Consider the following 25,404-nt stretch of genomic DNA (forward strand, 5'->3'; position numbering starts at 1 on the left):
AGGTCGAGACCGCGCTGCGTCACGCCGATCGGGCGCTTGAATATATGTGTGGTGGGCGTCAGGCCGCGCGGCTTCACCCAATCCTCTCCCTGCCGCATGTAGGTCGTCTTCTCCTGGGCCCCCGCGAGCGAGATGCGCAGCGGCTCCCCGCCTTGAACGATCCCGAGCGGATCGCGCGTCAGGTGGCGGAGCGTCTCGGCTATCTGCGCCTCGCTCTGCACCTCCCCCGTGATGACGAAGGGATTCCCCGCGTCCTGGCCGTGCGGCACGAACTGCATCGCCCCCACGCAATTATCGGCCGCATGACCTATCCAATTGAAAAACACAGCAAAATAATATCTTCAAAAAGCAATATACCGTCGCGCTTACCGTCGAAAGGCCACCGCTTATGAAAACATTGGGTTTTTCGGCTGATTGGAATGTGAAAAACTTCGCCATCTATCGCCGATGACGGCAAACACGATTTTTGAGCGTTCCAAGGCCGAAAGTCGCCGCCGCCACAGCATCCTATCGATTCTCGCCCCAATTGGCCATATGGAGCGAAAGATTTCCGCCGGTGGCATCCATCCGTCAACTCGTCGAAGGATGCCGGGCAGTCTCTAGTTTTACCAGTCGTTCCATTTGCCTGACATAGAGGGATGAGCCATCTGTTATGTTCAAAGGCTCAGCGCGGCTTCGGTCTGATCGTTTACAAAGGCAGGCTCGTAATCACGCACCAGCGCCCCCGACACGCCGACTTGCCGCAGCGCTTCACGCCAGCCATCAGAAATGCGTTGCGCCGTGTCACGGATCACCTGCCGCGCTTCATCTTCTGCAATTTCGAAAAACTCGCAGGCTTCGAGCGCGAGCGTGATCGACCGGTCATGGGCGCCGCCCTCGATGATCGCTGTCTCGAGATGCGGATTTCGGTCGGGCGCAGGGTTCACGTCAAAGACCGGCGACAATCGCCATTGCCCCCCACCCACATAGAGGAAGCCATGATTTTTCAGATGATCGTCCTTGTTGGACACGAGGATCGTGAAAATCAGACGCAGATAAAGTTCGCGGAAGTCGGCTTCCGGATCAGCGGCGCTGGCGCGGATGAAATCGACCATCTCCGTGTAGGAGCCGAGTTCCGTACCGGTCTTGCCAAGCGCGGTGCGAGCCGAGATATAGGGTATACGGGACGGCCCCCGTCGATCAAAGCGTTGCACAAGCGCCACCGGAAAGGGAGTATCGGCCAGTTCCAGTCTGGCGGTAGGTGTACGAATGCCGCAGGCTTCAGCCAGGCGAAGCGTCGCCACCTCGACCCGCTCTATCGGCTGCTGATCGTGGACCGAGGTGAACTTGGCCAGCCAGAGCGTATCGCCATCCCGCACATTGGCTTTCGGGCGTGCGCCGCCGGAGCCGCCCGCGCCCGCCAGAGCCTGCATCTCCTCGGAAGAGATTTCCTTGCCCTGCTCATAAGCGCGGGCGATGGCCGTGAAGGCTTCCAGTTCGACGAGGCGCGGCACCGCATCGGCCGCTTTGCCCCTGATGATCTCTCCATCCTCGTTCTGAAAGCGCAATGCGCCCTGACGGCAGGCGTCACCGGACAGTGTCAGATACTCGAACTCGCTGAGGCCGTTGCCGTAGGCGCGTTCCAGAAGCCTTCGCCCCCAGCTATCTGGAGCGGCATCAGCGAACACCCCCGCCAGCGCATCGCGCATATGTCCTGGCTGACCTGAAGTATGAAAGGGACCGCCTTCCAGCGATAAAGTCGGTTGCACGGCAAAGGCGCGCGGATTCTCGATCCACGCGGGACTATAAGCAAAGGTCGAGAACTGTCGCGGTCCTGCATGGGTAAAACGCAACTGACCAACCGTCGTGCGGCTTTCACCGAGAACGACATTGGCAAGATATTCCGCCATCAGAAGGAAGCCCCATCGGGGTCAACGATGTCCTTCCGGTCTTTCGCTGCCGCCGGTTTACCACTCTGCTTCCGAACCTTGGCGGTGAATGACTTGCCTCGTCGCGGCAGATGCTCAGTTGAGAGCGCGAGCCCCAGATCATCCTTGCGAACATCGATCAGATCGGCCAGCCGCTCCAACAGCCCGAGAACGACGAGCACGTCGGCGAGCGTGCCGATTCCGACGCCGGGATCGCCCTTTTCGAGTCGAGCGATAGAGCTCGGTGATGTTCCAGCCCGAACTGCGAGATCGGCGACAGCGACATTGCGCCGCAAGCGCGCATTCCGAATATCCTGGCCGAGCCGTTCAAGAGCCGGACCAACTTTGGGAGACCCCATGATAATACACCATATATGACCGAATACAGCGTATTATATGTCATATTTGCTGAGTTAAATCAAGATGCATGATAGCTGATGTGCAATAGTCTCGGCATCGACTCCCCACGCGGGCAGGAGCACGCGCATCTCATATGCACTCATAATGCGTCGTTTCTCCATGTTTTCAATCGGCGTGAATACTGCTCTCCAGGCTGTCGAGCCGGAAGAGCAAAATCAGGACCTGCATGATTCCCAAGGGCCAAAGAGCACATCCGCAGGGTAAGGGAGCGCCAGCCTTGGCATCTCGTCACGGCTCAGGAATTTGACGCGGCGGGTTTCCGGAGGCGTTGTTGCAGAACTCTCGTCGTGAAGGATTCACATCACGAATCCATGCGGTTAGACGGGCGGCATGAGCAAGCCCAAGCCCGCTCGCTACCGCACGACGAACTGGTCAGCCTATCGACCATTGATGCGCCATGATCCGAGCACAATGGCGTGGGCTGCGCTCCGCAAGCGCGGGTCGTTGCTGATCTGGCTGGACAAGGAGATGGGCTGGCACGCGCCGCATGAGGGGCGCCCAGGGCGCCCGCCGGTCTTCTCCAATGCAGCGATCCAGTTCTGCCTGTCGATCAAGGTGCTGTTCTAGCTGCCGCTCCGGCAGACAGCCGGGATGATCGCGAGCCTCCTACGGCTCGCAGGACTGGACTGGCCCGTTCCCGACTACTCGAGCCTGTGCCGCAGACAGAAGACCCTCAAGGTGCAGATCCCCTATCGCCGCGCCGACGGGCCACTGAATCTGCTGGTGGACAGCACCGGGATCAAGTTTCTCGGCGACGGCGAATGGCAGGCCCGCAAGCATGGCGTTCAGGGCCGCCGCCAATGGCGCAAGATGCATCTGGCCATGGACACCGCCACCTCGGACATCCGCGCCATCGAGTTCACGCCCAGTCGGGAAGGCGACAGCCCCGTCCTGCCCGGCCTGCTCGACCAGATCCCCCAGGGCGAAGACATCGGCACCGTGATCGCGGACGGCGCCTACGACACCAGCCGCTGCCACTGCGCCGTCATCTCGCGCGGTGGCACTGCGATCATCCCAATCCGCAAGAACGGTCGTCCGTGGAAAGAGGACTGCCCGGCCGCCAGGGCGCGCAACGAAACCCTCCGGGCCACGCGCCATTATGGACGCGCGTTCTGGAAGCGCCTGACCGGATACCATGCCCACAGCCGCGTCGCATTGATCAACCGCTTTAACGCCCTCGGAACCGCAAAGATCGTCCGTGTGGCCTGAGCCTGAAGGGGAAAGGGGAAGTCACGCCTCAGCCCGCATTTCTGCACTGCCGTACGAGAGGGCCATTTCGACATGGCGACCTCGGTCTTCGAATTCGGTTGTGGCACCGGGCGGCTGGCTACCCGTCTGCTCGAGACGACCCTGCCGGACGCGAGGCGGGGCCCGCCGATACTGCGTGACGGCGCGATAGACCCATCCCTTCTGAGACGACTTGTTGGCATTCGACCTGCTGCGATAGGTCATGCCGATGCTCTCCGAATCCAGCGGGCGGACGAGCACTGTGCTTGTGCCCACGACGGCGGGCGAGGCGGCCTGGACGGGATCTCGGATTAGAGGTTCTTCGATTTGCGAGGCGTGGGCTTTCTCAGGGCGCTCAATGCCCATCTGGTCAGCCTGAAGGCGCTCGACCGTCGGAAACGAGAGCGGCCGGCGGTGATAGAGAAAGCCGCCGCCTGATCCCGGCGGCGCCTCCTTGAGCGATAGGAGAAAGGTGAGGCGGCGGTGCCGCCCCGTCCTCAGTGACGGCCCCCGGCCGCGACCCTGCGGCGGCCGTAATAGCCCGCCGCGCCATTGTCCATCGGGGCCTCCTGGGCCGCCCGCGTCGCGCTGCGGATGGCAAGGTTGAGCGAGTGCAGCGCCGTCCGGCCGGAGCGGACCTGACCGACCCGGATCGGGTGACCGACGCAGATAGTCACCTCCAGGTCATGTGGCACGTCGGCCGCGTCGCGCGCCTCGGCGAAGCGAGCATTGGCGTCCTCGGCAATTTTCTCCAGTTCGATATCCCCGGTCGAGCGCGCCACGCAGAGCAGCACCCCATCGCCGGCATGAGCCAGAAACAGGTCTCGCGGTGCGAGGCTAGCGATAATCGCCCGTGCGCCGGCATCGACGATGCGGTCGAACTGCGGCCCCGCATGGGGCAAGCCGCGATGGTTCAACGCCACGATCTTGAAGGCGAAAATCTGCCGCGTGAAGAGTCCGGCAAGCGAGAGCCGCTTCACATAGTTCTCCAGCGCCAGGTAGTCGATCATTCCAGCAGGGCGCGGCGCCTCAGCTAACGCGGGCACGGCCTGCGGGCCGAGGGTCTTCTGCCCCTCGATGAGGCGCCGGATCGTCGCCGCCTTCTCGTGGATCTGGCCCTTCACAATGGGCTTGGTTGCGTAGTCGAAGGCTCCGGCAGCAAAGGCGCGGTCGACATATGAGATGTCCGACAGAACCGTCAGCATCACCACCGGCGCTTTGGCATAGGCCGGCTGCGACTTGATCCAGCCGCAAAGCTCGATCCCGTCACGGCCCGGCATCTGGATGTCGAGGAAGAAGCAGTCGAAGGGAATCCTCGCCTGGCCTATCAGCTTCTCCGCCTCGTCGGCCGAGTCGGCCAACGCTACATTGCGATAGCCCTTCATGTGCAGGATGTCCCGGACCAGCTCGCGCACAAGCTCGTCGTCATCCACCACCATGATTTTCATCGCGTTCTCCTGTTCGAATCGCGTGGGGTGCAGCTTCTGCCACACCTTGGTTCCTGCCAAACCCGCGACTGCCCCCCAGGCGCGAGCACTGCACTGCCTTCAACCCCCACCCAATTCCCTTCCGGAAGCTCAGTGAGCCCCGGTCTTCGACGCTGTTGCCCGCGCCATTTCGTCCATCATCGCATCGACCAGTTCCGTCACCTTGCGCGGCAACGGCCCCTTGGTCTGGCGTCCGTTCATCGGCGTCAGCACCGCGTCGACCTCCTGGGCCGCCTTGCCCAGCGAGGCGAAGCCGAGCGTCGCCGCGATACCTGTGGTCTTGTGGGCATCGAAGCGGATCTCGGTCACCGCCGCCTCGATCTCGACCGCCCGGTCCAGATCGCTGCGGACAGCCCGGATCCGGCTCAGCCGCTCTGCTGTCTCGGCCACGAACCGCGGCCGGATGCTGTCAATCGTTGATGTGAGGCTTGCTGCCCTACGCATGAGGTCCCCCTAAATCGCCCTGAGAAAACTGCCGAAAACGCCCATGCTCCAGCGCGCCGCCAGGGCGGCGGGCGTGGCCCGATGCGGCTGCGGCTGCAGCCGGTCGATCGCCACGCGCAGCGCGCTCACCGCCCCGCGTCCGGTCGTCTCGCCGCCAAGATGCGCGGGCGCGCCGGCGGTCAGCCGGATCCCCATACCCTCGCCGGCGCCGTAGTCCAGCCAAAGCTCTTCCGCCGCCTGGTTGACCGCCAGCTCGACCTCCGCAAGGTCAAGCGTATGGCCGCCCGAGACCACCGCCGCGAACACCCCCGACCCGGCATAGGAGACCAGCGGCCGATGGCCGAGAAGGGCCTCCAGCAGTGCTTCTGCCACGTCCGCCAGCATGTCGTTATACAGCGCCGGATGGCAACGAGCGAAGAAGGTCTCGATCCGGTCGATCCGGAAGGTGAAGAGGCTGGCACCGGCCAGGTCGCCGCGGTCGAGCCGCTGCAGATAGGTCTCCAGCGCGAGGTAATCGATCCCGTTTTCCACCTCGCGCAGTGTCACCGGCGCATCGAATCCGACGCGGCGCGTCTGCGCCAGCTCCGCCTTCAGTGCGACGACCGAGGCCGCCGCCGCACGCATCCGCGCCTCGACATCCTCCTGGCGCGCGGCCTTGAGCACCCGGGCGGCGAGCGCTTTCGGATCGCAGGGCTTGGTGACATAGTCCGTAGCGCCGGCCGCGAAGGCCTTCAGCAGGGCTGGTTGGGACGAGAGTGAAGTGACCATGATCACCGGCGTGCTGGCATAGCCCGGCATCCGCCGCAGCATGCGGCAGAAGTCGAACCCGTCGGCGCCGGGCATCTGGATATCGACGAGGAAGCAACCGAAGAGGTCCGTCGACGCCAGAACGATCTCGCGCGCCTCCTCGGCGCTGGCCGCCGGCGTGACATCGCCGAAACCCGCCTCGCGGGCGGCCGCCTCGAGCATAGCGAGGCTCAGCGGATCATCATCGACAGCCAGGATCTTCATTCGAGTCCAGATTCTCCCTCAGGTTGCCACGAGCTTCCCGGCTCGCCGCATCCGGGCGCTTTGCCGAAACGGCGCTTTAGCGCTGATTTTCCTCAAATTACACGTGATTGAGGCAACAATTAGGCATACTTACCGGTCTCGGCCAATTCCTGCGCCACATTCGCTTTTGGTAATCTCAATGCCTTGGGCAAAAAAGTCACGTGCACCGGCACAGGGACTGGATTTGCAATCAACAGTGGCAATACAACATAGTTTGCTCGATCATTAGGGAAAGCGCCGATCACGAAGCGCGGAGCAGGTATGGGTTCCGACGGATGACAACCGCAGAGGACGCGCCGCAGGTCGCGCCCGTCTCGCCAGACATCGTCTGGTGGGAATGGTGTCTTTACGCTGTGGGGTTTCTTCTGTTTTGCACTGCCGGACTGGTGGCCAAGCCCGCCTACGCCGACGCGGTGGTGATGCCGCGCGGGGCTGGTATAGCGCTGGCGCTCCTGCTGGTGCTCGGCCGTCGCCACTGGCCAATGATCCTGGCAATCTCGCTGCTCGGCTGGCTGGCGGTGATGCGGGCGAGCGGCATCGCGTTCGACGCGGTCCACGTTCTGTCAGCCGTCGGGATCGCAGGCGTGCAAACGGCCCAAGCCTGGACCGGCGCCTTCGCTCTGCGTCGCCGCTTCGGCTTCCCAATGTGCTTGGACAGCGGGCGTGACGTGGCGCTGGCGGCTCTGGTGATTCTGCCGCCGATTTCGATGGCCGCAGCGGCGCTCGGGCTTCTGATCTTCCTGGCCTCCGGCGACGTTGCGCCGTCCGGCTTGCTGAGCAATTGGATAGTTTGGTGGGTCGGCGACCTGATCGGTATCTATATCGCATTGCCGCTGGCGCTCCTCTGGCCGTTCCGCGCGGCATCACATTTCTACTGGAAGGGCGGAGCGCTGCCGCGGTTCAAGACCTCTGCGATCTACTGGATCCTGCTCTCGCTCCTTGTCACCATGGCGGGCTGGCAGGCGGTGACTTCGCTCATCGTCAACTTCAACAAGGGCGAGTTCGAGACCCTCGTGCACGACAACCGCGGCGCGCTGGACAACAGACTGCAGAGCATCGCCTTCGCGCTGGATGGTGCAAAGGGGCTGATCGAGGGTTCGCAGTCGGTCAACGCGCAGGAATGGCGCAAGTACTGCCAGACCCTGAACGTGCAACGCCGCCTGCCCGGCGTGATGGGGATCGGGCTCGTAGTGCCGGTCGCCAACGCCGACCTGCCGGCCTTCGAGGCGAACGAGCAACATCTCGGAGCGGGTGATCTGAAGATACATCCGCCAAGCGACCGGCTTGAGCATTTCGTCGTGCAATATTTCGAGCCGCTCGCCATCAATCCCGGCGCGCTCGGGCTCGACATCGCGGCCAATCCCGACGGTCACGCCACTGCACTGGCCGCCCGCGACAGCGGGGATCCGCGCATTACCCGTGGCATGAGCCTGATCGGCGAGCCCGACGTCGGGCCTGGTTTCCTTCTGTTTGACCCGATCTACAAATCGACTATCGCCCCGACGACCCAGGCCGGTCGCATCGCTGGCTTCTACGGCTGGGTCTATGCCCCGATCCCGGCCGCCGCGCTGGTCAAAGACCTGTCTTCGAGCCAGCATAAGAACCTCGCCATCACGCTTTACGACAGTTCGACGATCGCACCCGAGCATCTGATCTACAGCGCTGCGAACGACCGCGCGCACCATCCGGCTTATCGCGTGGTGCAAAAACTGCCGGTCTTCGGCCGCACCTGGACCATTGTCTGGCAAAGCACACCTGCCTTCGAGAATTCGGTCAACCGGGCCACGGCCTCGGTCACGTTGGCCGGCGGACTCGCCTTCACCGCGCTGCTTGGCTTCTACCTGCTGACGCTGACCCGACGGGAGGACAAGATCAGCGCCGAGGTCGCCGCGCGTACCCGCGAGCTGGCTGCGCAGATCGAGGAGAACCGCGCTATCATTCAGACCCCCAACGCCAATATCGCGATGATGGACGCGCAGGGGAGGATCCTCTTCACGAACGAAGCCTTCACTCATCTCTTTGCAGCGCCTGGTACCGAGCTGCGCGGCCGACCGCTCGCCGCGCTTCTCGACGGGGCGACAGCGGATTACTTTGGCTGGTCCAGTCAACGCAGCGAGCCCACCAGCTTCCGCGCCGAGGTTCGTGCCACGGATGCCCGCGGCGAGCGAGTGATCCTCGATGTGCTGATCAACGCCTGGCTCTCGGCCGAAGGTGAGCGGCGCTACACAGCGCTGATCACCGACGTGACCGACAAACGCAGGGTGGAGCAGGAGTTGCGCCACGCTCAGCACCGGCTGGATGTCGCACTCACCGGCGCCAAGATCGGCGTGTTCGAGCTCGACCTGGCCACCAATGTCTCGATCGTCTCGCCCACATGGAAGCTGCTCTTCGGCTTCGCGTCGGATCAGGAGATCGATGCGCAGGCGGAATTCTTCGCCCGCATTCACCCCGACGACCGCCCCGCGCTGGAGGAGGCCGACCGCCAGTGCATTGAAGGCAAGACTGAACGTTCGATCTCCGAGATCCGGCTGCGCGTTGTCGACGGCAGCTGGCGTTGGTTCCGCTCGGAAGCGGTGGTGGGCGAGCGCGACGCCTCCGGCCGCGCTACTCGCCTGATCGGCGCGATGACCGACATCCAGGAGCTGGTTGCAAGCAAGGAGGCGCTACGCACCAGTGAGGAACGCTTCCGCTCTGCAATTGAGGCCGCACCGGTCGGCACAGCCCTGATCGCGCTAGATGGCCGCTTCCTGAAGGTCAACAACGCGCTAAGCGGCCTCGTCGGCATGCCCGAGGCGGAAATTCTGAAGATACCCTTCCACCAATTTCTGCATGCAGATGACCGCCCCGCCGTGCGAGAGCAGGTGGCAGAGCTTCTCGCCGGCAAGTGCGAAAACTTTGCCGCGGAAATCCGTTGCCTGCATGCCGAAGGCTACGAGGTCTGGGGCAATCTCTCGCTCGCGCTGGTCCGCGACGGCATGGGCCGACCGGACAATTTTGTGGCACAGGTCCAAGACATCACCGAGCAGAAGAAGGTGGAGCGGATCAAGAATGAATTCGTCGCCACCGTCAGCCACGAGTTGCGCACGCCGCTGACCTCGATCAACGGCTCGCTCGGACTCGTGCTGAACGGCGTCGCGGGCACGGTGCCCGAGAAAGCACACAAGATGCTTTCCATCGCCCACAAGAACTGCAGCCGGCTGATCCTGCTGGTCAACGACATTCTCGATATGGAGAAACTTTCCTCCGGCAAGATGACCTTCGATCTCGTCGAGGCGCCGATCGGCCAGCTCGTCGCTCAATCGGCGGCCGACACCCGGCCCTATGCCGAGCCGGCCGGCGTCCGCTTCGTGCTGACAGAGCCGGAGGAGGAGCTCTACGCCCGTGTCGACACCAACCGCTTCCAGCAGATCATGGCTAACTTACTGTCGAACGCGGTGAAATTCTCGCCTCCGGGCGGCGCGGTGGAAATTGCCACCGAACGCCTCGGCGGGCTGGTTCGCGTCACTGTGACAGATCACGGCTCTGGCGTGCCGGTAGAGTTCCGCTCCAAGATCTTTGGGGCCTTCAGCCAGGCGGATTCCTCCTCCACGCGTAAGAAACCCGGCACCGGCCTTGGCCTTTCGATCACCCGCCAGATGGTGGAGCGGATGGGCGGCACCATCGGCTTCGATTCCGAGCCGGATGTGGAAACCACCTTCTGGTTTACGCTGCCGCTGTCTAACACTCACGAGGCCGCGACGACGCCGCTGGAGAAGACCGAACCGATCCCCGCCGTTGACCGCCCCCGCATTCTCCATGTCGACGAGGATTCGGACTTCTCGCATATCCTCGCCGCCTCCTTCGGCACCCGGGCAGAGATCGTCCATGCCCGCTCGCTGGTCGAAGCCCGGGGGCTGATCGAGGCCACGCCCTTCGACCTCGCCATTCTCGACGAGACCGGCCAAGACGGCGATTGTGGCCGAATTATTGCGCTTCTGTTGGAACGCAACCCCGACATTCCAGTGATCGCACTAACCGCCAACGATGTGCCCTGGCCTAGCCATCTGGTGCGCCGCACCTTCGTGAAAACGCGCACACCTGAGCAGAAGATCGTGGTGGCCTGCCTCAATTACATCCGCGCGCGGCCCAGGCAGACCAGACAAGCTGCGGAATAACCGTCAGGTGGCTGCTCAGCCTTAACGGCACATTTTGGATAAAAGTTGCCACAATTTCCGCATATTTGTGCGGGAAGGTTTCGGCTGGCGCAGGATATTTTCGGGGCCCCAACCCGTCAGCCGGGGCGCAAATAGGCGGAGAGGGCCGGGGAAACCGGCAACGAGGGAGTGACGATTATGAATGGGGGTCTCGCACATTTCGCGAGCACGCTGGGTAGTGACCTGACAACGCCTGTTGCAATTGCCGTTCTCGCCTGCTTCGTGGCAATTTGTGCCGTCGCAGCCGTCGTTTACCTGCTGATCAACCGCCCTCAGGTGGCTTCGCGCGCCGCCGAGGCCGAGCTAGAGATCCTCTGGCAGGCCATGGACGCCCATGCGATGGTCAATATTTCGGACCAGGACGGCCGCATCGTCTATGTCAATGAAACCTTCCTAACGCTGACAGGCTATCCGCGCGAGGAGCTGATCGGCCGCCGTATCCGCGACTTCCTGCTGAGCGCCGAATCGAATGATGCCGATGCCGTCGCCGGTGTCGTCAGCCGGGGCGCCACCTGGGTTGGCGAGACCAAGTTCCGCCGCAAGGATGGCAGCCTTTTCTGGACCCGAACCACCATCGTCGCGCTGCGCGACCGCAACGGAGGCATCGTCCGCACAGTCTCGATCCGCACCGACATCACGGAGAGCAAAATGCGCCAGGCCGAGGCGCACAGCCGCGCCTTGCTCGACGCACTCCATGACGAAGTCTATATGTTCTCGCCCGTCGACCTGCGATTAATCTACCTCAACCGTCACGCTCGCGCCTTCCAGGGGTGGACCGACGAGGAATGCCGAACAAAATCACTCTTCGACACCGACGACATGTTCGACGAGGGCGAGTTCCGCGCTCGTGTCCAGCCGCTTTTGAACGGCGACACCGAGGTGTTAACCTATGAAAGTGCTCATCGCGGCCGACCGGTGGAGATTAACCTTCAGCTTGAGGGCAGCTACGACGGAAAGGCATATTTCCTCGCAGTTGTGCGCGACATAACCCAGCGCAAGGAAGTGGAGGCTGCCCGCACTGCCTTCGTGGCCACCGTCAGCCACGAGCTGCGCTCGCCGCTGACCTCGGTTATGGGAGCGCTGAAGCTGATCACCGCCGGCGCCTTCGGCGCGCTGCCCGAAAAGCCCTCGGCGCTCCTGGATGTTGCACTGCGCAACGTCGACCGAGTGGTTTTGATGATCAACGACCTTCTAGACCTTGAGAAGCTCGACGCCGGCAAAATGGAGATCGAGCTGGAACCGACGGATCTCTCCGCCCTGGTCCAGGAAGCGATCGCCGGCAACACCGCCTATGCCGAAGAGCTTGGCGTCTCAATCACCAGCGAGGGACTGGAATGCCCCTGGATCTTCAATGGCAACCAACAGCGCATGATTCAGGTGATGAACAACCTTTTGAGCAACGCCGCGAAGTTCTCGCGCCCCGGCGGCGAGATTAAGGTGTCAGTCCGCGAGCGGGACGATTCCCTTCAGCTTCTTGTGCAAGACAGCGGCGTGGGCATCCCGAAGGAGGCCCAAGGGAATGTGTTCGAACGCTTTGCTCAAGCCGGCAGCAAAGATCAGGGCCGCCGTAGGGGAACCGGGCTTGGCCTTTCCATCTCAAAGGCGATTGTCGAGCATCATGGTGGCGTGATCCGCTTTACCAGCGAGGTCGGAGTCGGTACGACGTTCTGGATTGATCTGCCGAAGCGGGACGAGTTTCGGGGGGCTGCCTGAGCAACCGCCCATCCAAAGTCCCTCGCCGGCCGTCCCGGACCAAGACCGACAGAAGGGGGCTCCATGAGTTTGCCGAAGATCCTGCATGTTGAAGACGACCCCGACATCCGCGAGATCGCGCTGTTGGCCCTCGACACCGTTGGCGGGCTCGACGTGGTGCAGTGCCCTTCCGGCCAGGAAGCGCTCGACTGCGTCGCCGACGTGGCGCCGGATCTCTTCCTGCTTGACGTGATGATGCCCGGCATGAACGGCGAGGAGACCTTCCTCGCTCTACGCGCGATGCCTCAATTCGCGGGCACTCCGGCGGTCTTCATGACTGCAAAGGCCCAGCCCACGGAAGTGGCCCGGCTACGCGAGCTAGGCGCCGACGACGTGATCACCAAGCCCTTCGACCCGATGACGCTCGCTCAGCAGATCGTAGAGATCTGGAACCGCACCAAGACTAATTGAACCTCCCCGGCCGGGCGGCTGTGGCGCCCGGCCGAAGCGGCTGCGCCTCAGCGCAGGTCTTCGGGCAGCAGCGCCTCGGGGATCGCCTGGTAGCAGACCGGACGCAGGAAGCGCCGGATCGCCAGCGTCCCTACGCTCGTCGCGCCGAAGTTGGTCGAGGCCGGGTAGGGCCCGCCGTGAACCATCGCATCGGCGACTTCGACCCCGGTCGGGAAGCCGTTGGCGAGGATCCGACCCGCCTTGCGCTCCAGCACCGGCATCAGCCGCCCGGCGAGCGCCGTGTCCCCCGCATCCATATGCAGCGTGCAGGTGAGCTGTCCGGCGAGGCTTTTGGCCACCGCCACCATCTCGGCCTCATCGGCAACCCGCACAATCAAGCCGAGCGGCCCGAACACCTCCTCGCCCAGCTCCGCATTGGCGAGCCATTCGGCGCCGGTGGTCTGGTAGACATAAGGCGTCGCGTTGCGCCGGTCGCAGACCGAGGTCAGCACCTCCTGCACCCCGGCGGTCCCTGCCACCCGCTCCACGCCCGCGCGATAGGCCGCCGCGATCCCGTCGGTCAGCATGGTCTGCGCCGGCACCTTGGCAAGCGCTGCTTCCGCCGCCGCCACGAAGCGGTCGGCATCACCGCCGTCGATCGTCACCACCACGCCCGGGTTGGTGCAGAACTGCCCCGCGCCCATGCTGAGCGAGCCGGCCCAGCCGGTCCCGACCGCATCGGCCCGCGCCGCCATCGCCTCGGGCAGCAGGAACATCGGGTTGACCGAGCCCAGCTCGCCGAAGAACGGAATCGGCTCCGGCCGTTGCGCGCATAGGTCGAACAGGGCCCGCCCCGCGCCGAGCGAGCCGGTGAAGCCCACCGCCCGGATCAACGGATGCTGCACCAGCGCCGCGCCCAGATCCCGCGTCGAGCCCTGGATCAACGAGAACACACCCCCCGGCAGGCCGCAGGCAGCCACGGCCTCGGCAATCGCCTCGCCCACGATCTCGCCGGTGCCGGGATGGGCCGGATGGCCCTTCACCACCACCGGGCAGCCCGCCGCCAGCGCCGCAGCGGTATCCCCGCCCGCGGTGGAGAAGGCGAGCGGAAAATTCGACGCGCCGAAGACCGCGACCGGACCGATTGGCCGCTCGATCATCCTGAGGTCGGGGCGTGGCAGTGGCGCACGGTCCGGCAGCGCCTTGTCATGGCGGCGGTCAAGATAGGCGCCGTCGCGGATATGCGCCGCGAAAAGCCGAAGCTGCCCGGTGGTCCGCCCACGCTCGCCCTCAAGGCGTGCTGCGGGCAGGCCGGTCTCGGCCGTACCGATGGCGGTGATGTCCGCGCCGCGCGCCTCGATCGCATCTGCGATTTTTTCCAACAGCTGGGCCCGCGCCTCGCGGCTGGTCCAGCCAAAGGTCTCGAAGGCGACTTCTGCTGCCTCGACGGCGGCGGCCACCTCGGTCACGCCGCCCTCGGCGACGGAAAAGCCCGCCCCCTCGGCGGGCGAAGAGGTGAAGCGCTCATCCGAGGCGACGTGTGCCCCGGCGATCAGGTGGTTGCCATGGGGAACGAAAGTCATGCTGTCTTCCTCTCGAGATCTATTCGATGAAAGCCGCTACCGGCACACGGTCGCCCAGCAGGAAGGCATCCGCACAGATTCGCAGCGGCGCGATGTCGACATCGCTTTGGCGGGTCGCGATCAGCTCCGCGAAGCGCCGATAGATGCTCGGATATTCGCTCTTCCCGCCGACATCAACCGCTTGGCCGTCGATCTCCAGCGTCCCGCCGCCGTGGGAGAGCTTGAGGCTCCGTCCATCGGCTACCACCTCGATGTCCCAGGTCTGCGGCCCCTCCTGGCGCCAGTCGAAGACAGCGGAAACAGGCACGTTCTCCGGCCCCCGCATGGCGAGCTCGGCGCCGATCGGCATGGCGCAGTTCTCCGGCACCTCCAGCCGCGCCGCGGCAACATGCATCTGCCCCGGGAGGATCTCGGTGAGGATGGAAAGCGCGTTGATCCCGGGATCGAAGACCCCGAACCCGCCCGGCCGCCAGACCCAGTCCTGTCCAGGATGCCAGCGCCGCACATCTTCCTTCCAGGTGATCGCCACCCGCTCCACCGCGCGGCCCTTCAGCCAGTCGGCGGCGGGCGCGACACCCGGGGCGAAGCGCGAATGCCAGGTCGCGAACAGTACAACGCCCGCCGCCTCTGCCGCCCCTCGGATCGTCTCGATCTCGCCCAGCGTGGCCGCCGGGGGTTTCTCGATCAGCAGGTCCCGCCCTGCCGCGATAGCCTGAAGCGAGGCCTCGAGTCGCGCCGAAGGCGGGGTGCAGAGCGCGACCGCCGCCTTGGGCCCCGCCGCGAGGTAGGTCTCGAGATCGACGAAATTCGGCACCCCGTCGACGGAAGCGTTGCGCGAGACGGCAGCGGCCAGCCGCATCCGCGGCTCCCCGGCAATGGCGGGGAGGTGCTGGTCGCGGGCGATCTTGCCCACGCCCACCACGGCGACGGGGATCGGATCTACGGCCTCAGCCATGATGCATCCTTTCCTAGAGCGCGCGCACCGTGGCCGGCCGAGCCGGCGCCACCGCGAGCGGATTGACCAGCGGCAAGCCGAACTCGGGTGCCGAGATTTCGAAGGCGTCACCGGGCTCCGTCTTCACCCCGTCGGCGAAGCTCAGCGTAGCGGTGCCGAACATATGGATATGCACATCGCCCGGGCGGCGGAAGAGGTCGTATTTGAAATGGTGGTGTTCCAAGTTGGCGATCCAGTGGGACATGTTCGCCTCGCCCGACAGGAACGGCTTTTCCCAAATTACCTCGCCGCCGCGCCGGATGCGCGAGGTGCCGCGGATGTCCTGGGGCAGGGGGCCTGCGAGCAGCTCTGGCCCCACCGAGGCGGGGCGCAGCTTGGAATGGGCGAGCCAAAGGTAGTTGCCCTTCTCGGTCACATGGTCCGAGAATTCATTGGCCAGCGCGAAGCCGAGCCGCCAGGGCGTGCCATCTGGCCCGATGATGTAGAGCCCTGCGATCTCAGGCTCCTCGCCGCCGTCCTTGGCGAAGGAAGGAGAGGTGAGTGCCGCGCCCGGCGCCACCAGCCCGTCGCCATTGCCCTTGTAGAACCACTCCGGCTGCACGCCTTCCGCGCCGCCGACCTCGCCACCGGCCGGCTTACCGCCCTCGATGCCCATCTTGAACATCTTCATCGAGTCGGTCAGCTCCGTCGCCCCGTGCATCGCGTCCCGCGCCGAGGCGGAGCCGAGATGGGTGAGGCCAGTCCCGGTCAGATGCAGATGCGCCGGATCGGGATGGCGTAACGGCGTGTCGATCTTTCCCGCGGCCAGCAGCGCCGCAGGATCCTCTGCCGGGCCGTCGCCATGGGCCGTGACGACCTCGGCAAGGGACCGGCCCGCGCCGATCGCCTCCATGGCCAGCGCATAGACCGTCTGGGCGCCCAAGACGCGATGCGCCGTGCCGTCCCGACGGCAGATCACGCCGCCATCCTTCAACTGAATGAGATGCATTCGATCCTCCCCGGAGCCGCGCGCGTCCCCGCCGCGGGCGGGCGCAGAGTAGACAGGAGACGGTATACCATTCAAATTACAAGTCGGACGATCTTCATATCATTTCTGGTATACACATGCCCCAGAGTCTCTCCACCCGCCTGCAGATCAAGCACCTGCGCCTGATCACTGCCGCTGCCGATCTCGGCCAGCTTTCGCTTGCTGCTGAGCGGGTCGGCATCACTCAGCCGGCGGCCTCACGGATGCTCTCGGCAATCGAGGACATGGCCGGCGCCCCTGCCTTCGAACGTCACCCGAAGGGCCTAACGCCCACACCGCTGGGCGAGGCGCTGCTGCGCCATGCCCGCAACGTTCTGGACGAGCTGAGCGAGGCTGCGCAGGAGATTGAAAAGCTCACTCAGGGCGGCGGCGGGTTGGTCCGCGTCGGCGCCGTCACCGGGGCTGCGGTCAGCGCCGCCGTCCCGGCCCTGCGCCGGCTGAAGGAGCTGGCACCCGAGGTGGAGTTGCACATCGACGTCGCGTCCAGCGAGGAGCTGGTGAAGGGTCTGGTCGAGCTGCGCCACGACATGGTCATAGGCCGCCTTCCACCCGACGCAGCACCCGCGGATTTCACGCTAATGCCCGGCGCGACGGAGCGGCTCAGCATCGTCACCAGCCGGCGCCACCGGCTTGGTGGCCGCAAGGTTCCGCTGGCCAATCTCTCGGGTGAGCCTTGGGTGATCCAGGGCCCCGGCGCGCCAATCCGACAGGCATTGGAACAGGCCTTCGTGGAGGCGGGCGCGCCGGTGCCTGGCAACGTTGTAAATACCGGATCGCTTCTCGTGACCCTTACCCTGCTGGCCGAGACGGCGGTTCTGGCCCCAATGGCCCGCGAAGTGGCAAACCTTCTGACCGCCCGCGAGCCGAGCCTGACGACCGTCCAGATCGATCGCGAGATCACAGTAAGCCCCTATGCGTTGATCACACTGCGCGGCCGCCGCCTGTCACCTGCCGCGATGCGCTGCCGGGGGCTTTTGTCGAACATGATGCAGGTCTGCCGACAGGCGGGTTGACCCTCTTGCCGCGGTCGCGCGGAAGGCGTACCGGCGGAGGGAAAGGAGTCCTCCCCATGTACAGCCATATCCTGATCGCGACGGATGGAACCGAGCTCGGCGAGCGCGGCCTCGACCAAGGGCTGAAGCTCGCCAAGGCGCTTGGCGCGAACGTCACAGTGCTGACCGTGGTAGAGCCGATCACCGGCCTCGCGATGGAGGCGCTGGTGCAGGGCGAGGCCTTCGACACCTACGAGACCCGGCTCAATGACGCGCTGGCCGAGATCGAGAACGCGGTGCAGGCGAAGGCATCCGAAGTCGGGCTTCCGGTCGAGTTCCTCCGCGAGACCGACGGCGCGCCCGCAGCGGCGATCATCCGCACCGCCGAGACGAAGGGCTGCGACCTGATCGTGATGTCAACCCATGGCCGCGAGGGCATCGAGCGGCTGGTCAGCGGCAGCCAGACCGCCCGGGTCGTGGCGCATAGTACGCTGCCGGTGCTGGTGGTTCACTGAGCCGCGGCGGCTCTGTCTGGTCGTAGCCAGCAGCCGGTCGCCCCCCCGAAGGGTAATGCGCGCCGGAGCGCGCATTACTGTCATTCAGTGCTTCAGGCAGGTGTTGGCATTCGCCCAAGTGCAAGTGTCGAGGCCGGTGTAGTAGATCGGCTTGACGGTCTTGCCGGTAGCAAGGTCGTGCATGACCATCGCCGCCTGGTAGCCCATTTCCTCCGGCCTCTGGCCGACGAGCACGTTGACCTTATGGTCCTTGAGCGCGGTCAGCTCCGGCCCGAGCGTATCGGCCGAGACGATCACGAACTTGCCGTCCTTGATCTTCGACATGAGCGGCGCGACGACCTGCGAATAGGCCTGTGGCGCAAAGAGCGGCCAGCCACCCTCAAGCACGAAGGCCTGCAGGTTGGAATTCGCGGTCAGCGTATCCTGCATCATCTGGTTGGCCTTGGCCGCGTCGTCGTTCACGTAGAGCGGGCAGGCGTTGATCTCCTTCCAGCCGTTCTGGCCGGTCAGCTTGTCCACGCCCTTCTTGCCGGCCAGCGTATCCCGCGTCCCCGCAGCGCGTTGGTTGATGTTTTCGGCCGCCGGGTTGCCGAGGACGAGGCAGATATTGCCGCCCTTTGGCATCAGCTTTTTCAACTGTTCGCCAAGCTTCACGCCCAGCTCGTAGTTGTTGGTGCCGACATAGGTCTTCCGCAGCGCTGCGTCCTTCGGCAGCAGGTCTGCGTCTGCGGTAATGATCGGCGTCTTGCCGGCATCGCGCTTCAGGGTCTCAGCCACAGCTGGCGCATTCGAGGGCGAGATAGCCATTGCGGCGACGCCCTTGGTCAGCAGGTCGTTGATAATGCGGACCTCGGCGCCTTCATCGGCTGCCGTCGCGGGGCCGGTGTAGTAGCAGCTGTAGCCCTCTTTGTGCAGCGTCTTGTTGGCGCGTTCGCAGCCTTGGTGCATGAGGTCGAAATACGGGTTGTCGAGCCCCTTCACCACAAGCGCGAGCGTCTTGTAGTCCTTCGCCGATGCCGATCCCGCCATGATGGCGGCAGCGCCGAGCGCCGCAAAGCAGATGGACGATATCCTCATTGTCTCCTCCTCCTCAGGTTGGTCTTCGATCGCGCGTAACTCCCGTGTGTCGGGAAGGGTATTGGCCGGCGCGAGCGCGCGTCACATCCCGCCGGAAGGTCAAAAAGGTTGGGCAGCGCCCGATAGGAGAGCGGCGGGCGCTGCCCGGCGGCTGGCGGTCGCACGGACGGAGCAGGCGTTAGGGCGCTCACTCGCCACGGCGATCTCCTCCCAGCCGGTTGAAGAGGACGGCAAGGATGATGAAGCTGCCGACGAAGGTGCCCTGCCAGAAGGAATTGACCCCGAGCAGGATCAGGCTGTTGCGGATCACCTCGATCAGCGCCGCGCCAACGACTGTCCCAAACGCGCCGCCGATGCCGCCCATAAGGTTGGTACCGCCCACGACCGAAGCCGCAATGACGCGAAGTTCGTCGCCAGTGCCGAGGCCCGTTGTCACGGCGCCGAGCCAGCCCACTTCCAGGATTGCCGCCACCCCGGCCATCAGCCCGCAGATCACGTAGACCGAGCAAGTTATCGCCCGCACTGGCACCCCGGTCAGGTTGGCCGCCTGCCGGTTGCCGCCGACCGCATAGACATAGCGCCCCCAGCGAGACCAGACGAAGGCCACAAAGAAGATCACTGCGAAGACCAGCAGGAACCAGACAGGGTTGGCCACGCCCAGGAAGGAGCCTCCGCCGAGCGCCAGAAGGCTGTTCCCACCCGGCCCGAAATCGAAGATCGTCCGGTTGTTGGAGATCACCATAGCAAGGCTGCGGGCCACGCTGAGCATGCCGAGCGTGACGACGAAGGGCTGCATGTCGAGATAGGCAATAAGGATCCCGTTCACGAGGCCGACAAGACCGGCGGTCAGAAGGGCCATGCCGATCCCGGCCCAGAGCGGCCAGCCGGCATTCATCACCACGGCCAGCACGATGCCGCTGATCCCGATGGTCGATCCGACCGAGAGGTCGATCCCGCCAGTGATGATCACTGCGGTCATCCCAAGCGCGACAAGGGCGACGAAGGCGAAGTTCCGTGTGACGTTGAACAGGTTCTGCGAGGTGGCGAAGGTCGACGTGACGATGGACAGCAGAACGCAGGCCACCACCGTCGCGATTACCACCCAAAAGACATGGTTGGAGACGATCGCGCTCCAGCGGGTATGGGTCTGCGGGTCCTGCGGCTCGTCGGAAAGTGTCGTCATCCTTTGCTCCTGTCCGGCCCCGGCGGTCTTGCTGCTGTCATCCCGCATGGCTCAGGCCGCCTCGATCGCACCGGTGATGAGGCCGGTGACCTCCTCTGGAGAGGAGTTGGCGGTGGGCTTGTCGGCGACCTTGCTGCCCCGTCGCATGACCACCACGCGGTCGGCCACCGTGAAGACGTCCGGCATGCGGTGGCTGATCAGGATCACCGCGATCCCCTGATCGGATAGGCGGCGGATCAGATCCAGCACCTCTGCTACCTGCCGGACGGAGATTGCCGCCGTCGGCTCGTCCATCAGCACCAGCCGCGCCTCGGCGAGGCGGGTGCGCGCGATGGCCACCGCCTGCCGCTGCCCGCCCGACATCTGGCGGACGAGGTCGCGCGGCCGGGTCTCCGATTTCAGTTCCTTGAAAAGCGTGGCGGAGCGGCGATACATCTCCTTGTGATCAAGGAAACGGAAGGGCCAGACTCCGAAGCGCGGCTCCCGCCCGAGAAAGACATTGGCCGCCGCCGTGAGGTTGTCGCAGAGTGCGAGGTCCTGGTAGACCACCTCAATCCCCTTGGCGCGGGCGTCGATCGGCTTGTGGAAATGGACTTCCTCGCCGTTGATGCGCAGTTCGCCATGCGAGGGTGGGAAGTTGCCCGCGATGATCTTCACCAGGGTCGACTTGCCGGCGCCATTGTCGCCCATCAGCCCCAGCACTTCACCCGGTTCCATATGCAGCGTGACATCCGTCAGGGCGCGGATCGCGCCGAAATGCTTGGAGACGCCGTTCAGTTCCAGAAGGCTCATTCCCGTCTCTTCCCTTACCCTTACGTGCCCACTTCGCCCTCAGTGGCTGTGCCGCCCTACGGCCTTGCCGCGGCTTCCTTTGAGAAAATCCATGTCGGCGCCGGCCTCGGCACCCTCGACGTGATCGTGGTAAAGCTGCGCCCAACCCCCCGAGGGTCGCTCGACATTCGGGGACCAGCTCTCCAGGCGCGCGTTCAACTCCATGTCGGAGATATCGAGATGCAGCCGTCGGTTCGGCACGTCGAGCTCGATGAAATCGCCGGTCCGGACGATCGCCAGGGGCCCGCCCCGCGCGGCCTCGGGCGCGGCGTGAAGGACGACCGTGCCGTAGGCGGTGCCCGACATCCGCGCGTCGGAGATCCGCACCATGTCCGTGATCCCCTTGCGGAGCACCTTCGGCGGCAGCCCCATGTTGCCGACCTCGGCCATGCCGGGGTAGCCGCGCGGGCCGCAGTTCTTCAGGACCATCACGCATGTCTCATCGATCTCGAGGCTCTCGTCGGCGATCCTGGCCTTGTAGTCGTCGATATCCTCGAACACGACGGCACGGCCGCGATGGACCATCAGATGCGGGCTTGCCGCGGAAGGCTTGAGCACTGCGCCGCGCGGCGCGAGATTGCCGCGCAGAACGACGATGCCGCCATGGCTAGTCAATGCCTTGTCGAGCGGGCGGATGACGTCCTCGTTCCAGTTCCGGACCTCCTTCACCTCGTCCCAGATCGGGCCGCCGGAGACGGTCAGCGCCTCGCGGTGGAGATGCCCGGCCTCGCCGAGGGCGCGGATCACCACCGGCAGCCCGCCGGCATAGAAAAACTCCTCCATCAGGTATTTGCCCGAGGGCATGAGATTGACGATTGTTGGGATGTCCCGGCCGAGCTCGTCCCAGTCGTCCAGCGTCAGCTGTGCTCCAACCCGGCCGGCAAGCGCAAGAAGATGGATAACCGCATTGGTCGATCCGCCGATCGCGCCGTTGACCCGGATCGCGTTCTCGAAGGCCTGCCGTGTCAGCACATCGGAGGGCTTCAGGTCGTCCTTCACCATCTGCACGATCCGCCGCCCCGTCACCTGGGCGATCATCCGGCGTCGCGCGTCCACTGCCGGGATCGCCGCATTGCCGGAAAGCGCCATGCCGAGCGCCTCGGCCATGGAGGCCATGGTCGAGGCCGTGCCCATCGTGTTGCAGGAACCGGGCGAGCGGCTCATCGCCGCCTCGGCGTCGAGAAAGTCGGCCTCCGTCATCGTGCCGGCCTTCACCGCCTCCGACATCTGCCAGAGCGCCGTGCCGGAGCCGACCCGTTCGCCGCGGAACCAGCCGTTCAGCATCGGCCCACCGGAGACGACGATCGCGGGCAGATCGACGCTGGCCGCCCCCATCATCAGGGCGGGAGTGGTCTTGTCGCAGCCCGCCATCAGGACGACACCGTCGACCGGATTGCCGCGCAGCGCCTCCTCGACATCCATCGCGGCGAGGTTGCGGAACATCATCGCGGTGGGTCGGAGCGAGCTCTCCCCGGTCGAGAAGACCGGGAACTCTACCGGGAGACCGCCCGCCTCGTAGATGCCGTGTTTCACCCGCTCCGCCAGATCCCTCAGATGGGCATTGCAGGGCGTCAGGTTCGACCAGGTGTTGCAGATACCGATAACCGGGCGACCGTCGAAGAGATCGGCCGGCAGGCCCTGGTTCTTCATCCAGCTGCGGTAATAGATATTGTCCTTCGCGGTTCCGCCATACCACTCCTGCGAGCGCAGCTGCCGCGGCCAGGATGCGGGAACGAAACTCATTGCGCACTCTCCGCCGCCGGGCGCCCGACGGTCGCGTCGCGCGCGGCCCGGGCGCCGTTGCGCTTCTCGCGGAAGCGGCCCCATTGCTGGTCCAGCGTGACCCCGATCAGGATCACCCCGCCCATCACCGCGAAGTTGAGCGAGGAGGGAATGCCAAGCAGGTTCACGAGGTTCTGCAGCTCCTGAAGCAGCACAACACCAAGGATCACACCAACCAGCGAACCCTCGCCGCCCAGCAGCGAGAACCCACCGAGCACTGCCGCAGCGATGGCGTAGAGCTCGTAGAAGTTGCCGTGCGAGGCCGGCGCGATCGAACGGGTATACATCGCAAAATAGAGCGCCGAGATCGTGTTGAGGATCTGGCAGATGACATAGGCCCAGACGATCACGCGATCGGTCTTGATGCCGGAGTAGCGCGCCGCCTCCTCGTTCTTTCCTACCGCGTAGAGGTATCGCCCGAAGGTCGATCGGTGGAGCACGATCCACATGATCGTGCCCACGATCGCCAACGCGATGACCGAGGCGGGAATACCCCAGAGCTTGCCGGTCGTGATCCCCTGGAGCACCGGAAAGTTCTGGTTGAAACCGAAGCCCGCGGTTGCGTCATGCGTGTAGAACCGGGCGATCCCGCGATAGATGAGAAGGCCGCAGAGCGTGACCACGAAGGGCTGCAGCTTCACCTTGGTGATCAGGTAGCCATGGGCAAGACCGATCAGCACGCCAAGGGCCAGCATCAGGACCACCGCCACCGGCCAGGGCAGACCCTCGGTCGCGACAAAATCGACGAAGAGCACACCGATCAGCGCCATCATCGACCCCACCGAAAGCTCGATGCCGCCGGTGATGATCACGAAAGCCTGCCCGAGCGCCGAGAGCCCGAAGAGGCCTACGAGGTTCGAGGTGTTGGAGATGTTGATCGGTAGGAGGAAGCGCGGGTTGAGAACCGCGACGACGGCGCCCACAGCGAGGATCAGGAGGAGAAGGCCAAGGTCTTTCTTGTTCATGCTATCGCTCTGGCGGTTAGGTTTCGACCCACGGCGAGGAGCAGGATGTTCTCCTCGCTGAACTCTTCCGGCGCCAAGACGCCGGTGATTGCGCCCTCGTGCATCACTGCGATGCGGTCGGAGACGCCGATGACCTCCTCCATGTCCGAGGAGATCATCAGAACTGCCACACCTGCATCAGCGAGCCGCCGCATCAGTCTGTAGATCTCGGCCTTGGCGCCGACATCGATACCGCGGGTCGGTTCGTCGAAAATCATCACGCGCGGCTTCATGGAGAGCCACTTGGCCAGCACGACTTTTTGCTGGTTGCCTCCCGAAAGCGTCTTGGCCGCGACCGAGAGCCGCGCCGCGCGGATGTCGAGTTCGGCCTGCTGGCGCGCGGCGGCCGCCGTTTCACGCTGGCGCGACACGATCATCCGGCGGGAGTAGGATCGCAGATCTGGCAACGAGACGTTCTCTGCGATGGACATGTCGAGCAGGAGGCCGGTCGACTTGCGGTCCTCAGGCACCAGGAAGATGCCGCGCGCCACCGCATCGGCAGCCGAGCCGAGCGCGAGCGGCGTGCCGTCGAATTCGAGGACCCCCGCCAGCATAGGGTCGACGCCGAAGAAGGTGCAGGCGAGCTCAGTGCGCCCGGCTCCGACCAGGCCGGCAAGCCCAAGGATCTCGCCCCGATGCATATCCAGATCGACGGGCTTGCCCGGATGGGCATTGGTCTGCACCCCGCGGGCGCGCAGGATGACCTTCCCAGCCCGCACCGAGCTCGCCCGCACCTGGGCCTTCAGGTCGCGTCCGATCATCAGCTTGACCATGGCGTCGTGGGTGATCTCCTCCCGCGCGAGCGTTCCGGCCAGCGCCCCGTCACGCAGCGCCACGACACGATCCGCTGCCCGCTCAATCTCGTGCAGGCGGTGGGAGATGAAGATCACCGAAATGCCGTCGGCCCGAAGCCCTGCAATGATATCGAGCAGCTTCTCTGTTTCGGCGATCGGAAGGCTCGAGGTCGGCTCGTCCAGGATCACGAGCCGGGCCTTCATCGAAAGCGCCTTGGCGATCTCCACCATCTGCCGTTGCGCGAGCGAGAGGGAGGAGAGCGGCGTATCGGGCCGGAAATTCGCGCCAATCCGCTCTAGAAGTGGGGCGACCATCGCCCGCATTTTATCTGTGTCTACGAGGTTCAGCCAGCCGGCCTTCCGCGGCTCGCGGCCGATGAAGACATTGGCGGCGACATCCAGATTGTCGAAGAGGTTCAGTTCCTGATGCACGAAGGCGATGCCGGCGCCGATGCTCTCGGCCACGTCGAGCGCCTCGTGCGGCACCCCGTCGATCGTGATCGTGCCGCTGTCGGGCGCAACAATCCCGCCGAGGACCTTCATCAGGGTCGATTTGCCCGCGCCGTTTTCGCCAACGAGTCCGATGACCTCGCCGGGGGCGACGGTCATCGAGAAGCGGCTCAGCGCGACGACGCCGGGGTAGGTCTTGCGAATGTCGGCGAGCGTCAGGAACGGCTCGGCAGGCCGGCTCGGCGCGATCGGTCTATCAGGCATGGTCATCCTGCTCAGGCGGAAAGGGGCAGGCTGCGCCGGCGGGCTTTCGCCTCCGGCGCAGCCATTCAATGGGTCGG

At 64.7% G+C, this 25,404-nt stretch carries 19 protein-coding genes and 2 pseudogenes; 6 read left to right on the plus strand and 15 right to left on the minus strand.

The window, feature by feature from the left end; all coding sequences use genetic code 11:
* From EIP85_RS19645 to EIP85_RS19655, 3 genes and pseudogenes are all read right to left on the minus strand, one after another.
* Nucleotides 1–278, minus strand: a pseudogene (locus EIP85_RS19645) (type II toxin-antitoxin system HipA family toxin); the annotation flags it as partial.
* A 378-nt stretch (nt 279–656) separates the two neighbouring features.
* Entirely contained in the window at nt 657–1,889 is a 1,233-nt protein-coding gene (locus EIP85_RS19650; RefSeq protein WP_127903923.1) for a type II toxin-antitoxin system HipA family toxin, read from the minus strand.
* Nucleotides 1,889–2,266, minus strand: coding sequence for a helix-turn-helix domain-containing protein (locus EIP85_RS19655; RefSeq protein ID WP_127903924.1), 378 nt, complete (start codon nt 2,264–2,266; stop codon nt 1,889–1,891). The genes EIP85_RS19650 and EIP85_RS19655 overlap by 1 nt, the downstream gene beginning before the upstream one ends.
* Before the next feature lie 391 nt (nt 2,267–2,657).
* Between EIP85_RS19655 and EIP85_RS19660 the strand changes: the two are divergent.
* A pseudogene (locus EIP85_RS19660) lies at nt 2,658–3,536 on the plus strand (IS5 family transposase).
* Nucleotides 3,537–4,051: 515 nt separating this feature from the next.
* Here EIP85_RS19660 and EIP85_RS19665 read toward each other — a convergent pair.
* The 3 genes from EIP85_RS19665 to EIP85_RS19675 form a co-directional block, all read right to left on the minus strand.
* Nucleotides 4,052–5,002 (minus strand): response regulator, encoded by a 951-nt coding sequence (locus EIP85_RS19665; protein WP_127903925.1) that lies wholly within the window; start codon nt 5,000–5,002, stop codon nt 4,052–4,054.
* Nucleotides 5,003–5,131: 129 nt separating this feature from the next.
* Nucleotides 5,132–5,485, minus strand: coding sequence for an Hpt domain-containing protein (locus tag EIP85_RS19670; protein ID WP_127903926.1), 354 nt, complete (start codon nt 5,483–5,485; stop codon nt 5,132–5,134).
* A 9-nt stretch (nt 5,486–5,494) separates the two neighbouring features.
* Entirely contained in the window at nt 5,495–6,496 is a 1,002-nt protein-coding gene (locus EIP85_RS19675) for a response regulator (protein ID WP_127903927.1), read from the minus strand.
* Between the two features lie 314 nt (nt 6,497–6,810).
* On the opposite strand from EIP85_RS19675, the gene EIP85_RS19680 reads away from it, so the two are divergent.
* From EIP85_RS19680 to EIP85_RS19690, 3 genes are all read left to right on the plus strand, one after another.
* The gene (locus EIP85_RS19680) at nt 6,811–10,689 is read left to right on the plus strand and encodes a CHASE domain-containing protein (protein WP_127903928.1); all 3,879 of its coding nucleotides are present in this window, start codon (nt 6,811–6,813) and stop codon (nt 10,687–10,689) included.
* Between the two features lie 177 nt (nt 10,690–10,866).
* Nucleotides 10,867–12,441, plus strand: a complete 1,575-nt coding sequence (locus tag EIP85_RS19685; protein ID WP_127903929.1) for an ATP-binding protein — start codon at nt 10,867–10,869, stop codon at nt 12,439–12,441.
* Nucleotides 12,442–12,504: 63 nt separating this feature from the next.
* Nucleotides 12,505–12,891: a response regulator gene (locus EIP85_RS19690; RefSeq protein ID WP_127903930.1), complete on the plus strand. Its 387-nt coding sequence runs from the start codon at nt 12,505–12,507 to the stop codon at nt 12,889–12,891.
* A 47-nt stretch (nt 12,892–12,938) separates the two neighbouring features.
* Here EIP85_RS19690 and EIP85_RS19695 read toward each other — a convergent pair whose 3' ends face one another.
* From EIP85_RS19695 to araD1, 3 genes are read right to left on the minus strand one after another with little or no spacing between them, the layout of a single operon-like run.
* Nucleotides 12,939–14,453: an aldehyde dehydrogenase (NADP(+)) gene (locus EIP85_RS19695; RefSeq protein ID WP_127903931.1), complete on the minus strand. Its 1,515-nt coding sequence runs from the start codon at nt 14,451–14,453 to the stop codon at nt 12,939–12,941.
* A 19-nt stretch (nt 14,454–14,472) separates the two neighbouring features.
* Complete coding sequence (locus tag EIP85_RS19700; protein WP_127903932.1) at nt 14,473–15,408, minus strand: Gfo/Idh/MocA family protein; 936 nt, start codon at nt 15,406–15,408, stop codon at nt 14,473–14,475.
* 13 nt (nt 15,409–15,421) lie between these two features.
* The gene (gene araD1 / locus EIP85_RS19705) at nt 15,422–16,396 is read right to left on the minus strand and encodes an AraD1 family protein (protein ID WP_127903933.1); all 975 of its coding nucleotides are present in this window, start codon (nt 16,394–16,396) and stop codon (nt 15,422–15,424) included.
* A gap of 116 nt (nt 16,397–16,512) precedes the next feature.
* Here araD1 and EIP85_RS19710 point away from each other — a divergent pair, with 116 nt between their 5' ends.
* A complete protein-coding gene (locus EIP85_RS19710) occupies nt 16,513–17,448 on the plus strand; it encodes a LysR family transcriptional regulator (RefSeq protein ID WP_127903934.1) in 936 nt (311 codons plus the stop codon).
* Nucleotides 17,449–17,504: 56 nt separating this feature from the next.
* Complete coding sequence (locus EIP85_RS19715; protein WP_127903935.1) at nt 17,505–17,942, plus strand: universal stress protein; 438 nt, start codon at nt 17,505–17,507, stop codon at nt 17,940–17,942.
* An 84-nt stretch (nt 17,943–18,026) separates the two neighbouring features.
* On the opposite strand, the gene EIP85_RS19720 is transcribed toward EIP85_RS19715, so the two are convergent.
* The 6 genes from EIP85_RS19720 to EIP85_RS19745 all read right to left on the minus strand — a co-directional run bounded on the left by EIP85_RS19720 (nt 18,027) and on the right by EIP85_RS19745 (nt 25,327).
* Entirely contained in the window at nt 18,027–19,019 is a 993-nt protein-coding gene (locus EIP85_RS19720; RefSeq protein ID WP_127903936.1) for a sugar-binding protein, read from the minus strand.
* A 187-nt stretch (nt 19,020–19,206) separates the two neighbouring features.
* On the minus strand, nt 19,207–20,202 hold the full coding sequence (locus EIP85_RS19725; protein ID WP_127903937.1) for an ABC transporter permease: 996 nt from the start codon (nt 20,200–20,202) through the stop codon (nt 19,207–19,209).
* Nucleotides 20,203–20,253: 51 nt separating this feature from the next.
* Nucleotides 20,254–20,994 (minus strand): ATP-binding cassette domain-containing protein, encoded by a 741-nt coding sequence (locus EIP85_RS19730; RefSeq protein WP_127903938.1) that lies wholly within the window; start codon nt 20,992–20,994, stop codon nt 20,254–20,256.
* A gap of 39 nt (nt 20,995–21,033) precedes the next feature.
* Entirely contained in the window at nt 21,034–22,776 is a 1,743-nt protein-coding gene (gene araD, locus EIP85_RS19735) for an L-arabinonate dehydratase (RefSeq protein WP_127903939.1), read from the minus strand.
* The gene (locus EIP85_RS19740; protein WP_127903940.1) at nt 22,773–23,780 is read right to left on the minus strand and encodes an ABC transporter permease; all 1,008 of its coding nucleotides are present in this window, start codon (nt 23,778–23,780) and stop codon (nt 22,773–22,775) included. The genes araD and EIP85_RS19740 overlap by 4 nt, the downstream gene beginning before the upstream one ends.
* On the minus strand, nt 23,777–25,327 hold the full coding sequence (locus EIP85_RS19745; protein WP_127903941.1) for a sugar ABC transporter ATP-binding protein: 1,551 nt from the start codon (nt 25,325–25,327) through the stop codon (nt 23,777–23,779). The genes EIP85_RS19740 and EIP85_RS19745 overlap by 4 nt, the downstream gene beginning before the upstream one ends.
* Nucleotides 25,328–25,404: the final 77 nt, after the last annotated feature.

Source organism: Solirhodobacter olei, assembly GCF_004010155.1.
GTDB lineage: Bacteria > Pseudomonadota > Alphaproteobacteria > Rhodobacterales > Rhodobacteraceae > Solirhodobacter > Solirhodobacter olei.

What these genes read in the sequence shown, in the direction of transcription:
- EIP85_RS19700 (WP_127903932.1), bottom strand. Translation starts at nt 15,408, where the DNA reads ATGGCTGAGGCCGTAGATCCGATCCCCGTCGCCGTGGTGGGCGTGGGC.
- EIP85_RS19680 (WP_127903928.1), top strand. Translation starts at nt 6,811, where the DNA reads ATGACAACCGCAGAGGACGCGCCGCAGGTCGCGCCCGTCTCGCCAGAC.
- EIP85_RS19725 (WP_127903937.1), bottom strand. Translation starts at nt 20,202, where the DNA reads ATGACGACACTTTCCGACGAGCCGCAGGACCCGCAGACCCATACCCGC.
- EIP85_RS19695 (WP_127903931.1), bottom strand. Translation starts at nt 14,453, where the DNA reads ATGACTTTCGTTCCCCATGGCAACCACCTGATCGCCGGGGCACACGTC.
- araD (WP_127903939.1), bottom strand. Translation starts at nt 22,776, where the DNA reads ATGAGTTTCGTTCCCGCATCCTGGCCGCGGCAGCTGCGCTCGCAGGAG.
- EIP85_RS19710 (WP_127903934.1), top strand. Translation starts at nt 16,513, where the DNA reads ATGCCCCAGAGTCTCTCCACCCGCCTGCAGATCAAGCACCTGCGCCTG.
- EIP85_RS19715 (WP_127903935.1), top strand. Translation starts at nt 17,505, where the DNA reads ATGTACAGCCATATCCTGATCGCGACGGATGGAACCGAGCTCGGCGAG.
- EIP85_RS19670 (WP_127903926.1), bottom strand. Translation starts at nt 5,485, where the DNA reads ATGCGTAGGGCAGCAAGCCTCACATCAACGATTGACAGCATCCGGCCG.
- EIP85_RS19675 (WP_127903927.1), bottom strand. Translation starts at nt 6,496, where the DNA reads ATGAAGATCCTGGCTGTCGATGATGATCCGCTGAGCCTCGCTATGCTC.
- EIP85_RS19685 (WP_127903929.1), top strand. Translation starts at nt 10,867, where the DNA reads ATGAATGGGGGTCTCGCACATTTCGCGAGCACGCTGGGTAGTGACCTG.
- EIP85_RS19740 (WP_127903940.1), bottom strand. Translation starts at nt 23,780, where the DNA reads ATGAACAAGAAAGACCTTGGCCTTCTCCTCCTGATCCTCGCTGTGGGC.
- EIP85_RS19730 (WP_127903938.1), bottom strand. Translation starts at nt 20,994, where the DNA reads ATGAGCCTTCTGGAACTGAACGGCGTCTCCAAGCATTTCGGCGCGATC.
- araD1 (WP_127903933.1), bottom strand. Translation starts at nt 16,396, where the DNA reads ATGCATCTCATTCAGTTGAAGGATGGCGGCGTGATCTGCCGTCGGGAC.
- EIP85_RS19690 (WP_127903930.1), top strand. Translation starts at nt 12,505, where the DNA reads ATGAGTTTGCCGAAGATCCTGCATGTTGAAGACGACCCCGACATCCGC.
- EIP85_RS19655 (WP_127903924.1), bottom strand. Translation starts at nt 2,266, where the DNA reads ATGGGGTCTCCCAAAGTTGGTCCGGCTCTTGAACGGCTCGGCCAGGAT.
- EIP85_RS19720 (WP_127903936.1), bottom strand. Translation starts at nt 19,019, where the DNA reads ATGAGGATATCGTCCATCTGCTTTGCGGCGCTCGGCGCTGCCGCCATC.
- EIP85_RS19665 (WP_127903925.1), bottom strand. Translation starts at nt 5,002, where the DNA reads ATGAAAATCATGGTGGTGGATGACGACGAGCTTGTGCGCGAGCTGGTC.
- EIP85_RS19745 (WP_127903941.1), bottom strand. Translation starts at nt 25,327, where the DNA reads ATGCCTGATAGACCGATCGCGCCGAGCCGGCCTGCCGAGCCGTTCCTG.
- EIP85_RS19650 (WP_127903923.1), bottom strand. Translation starts at nt 1,889, where the DNA reads ATGGCGGAATATCTTGCCAATGTCGTTCTCGGTGAAAGCCGCACGACG.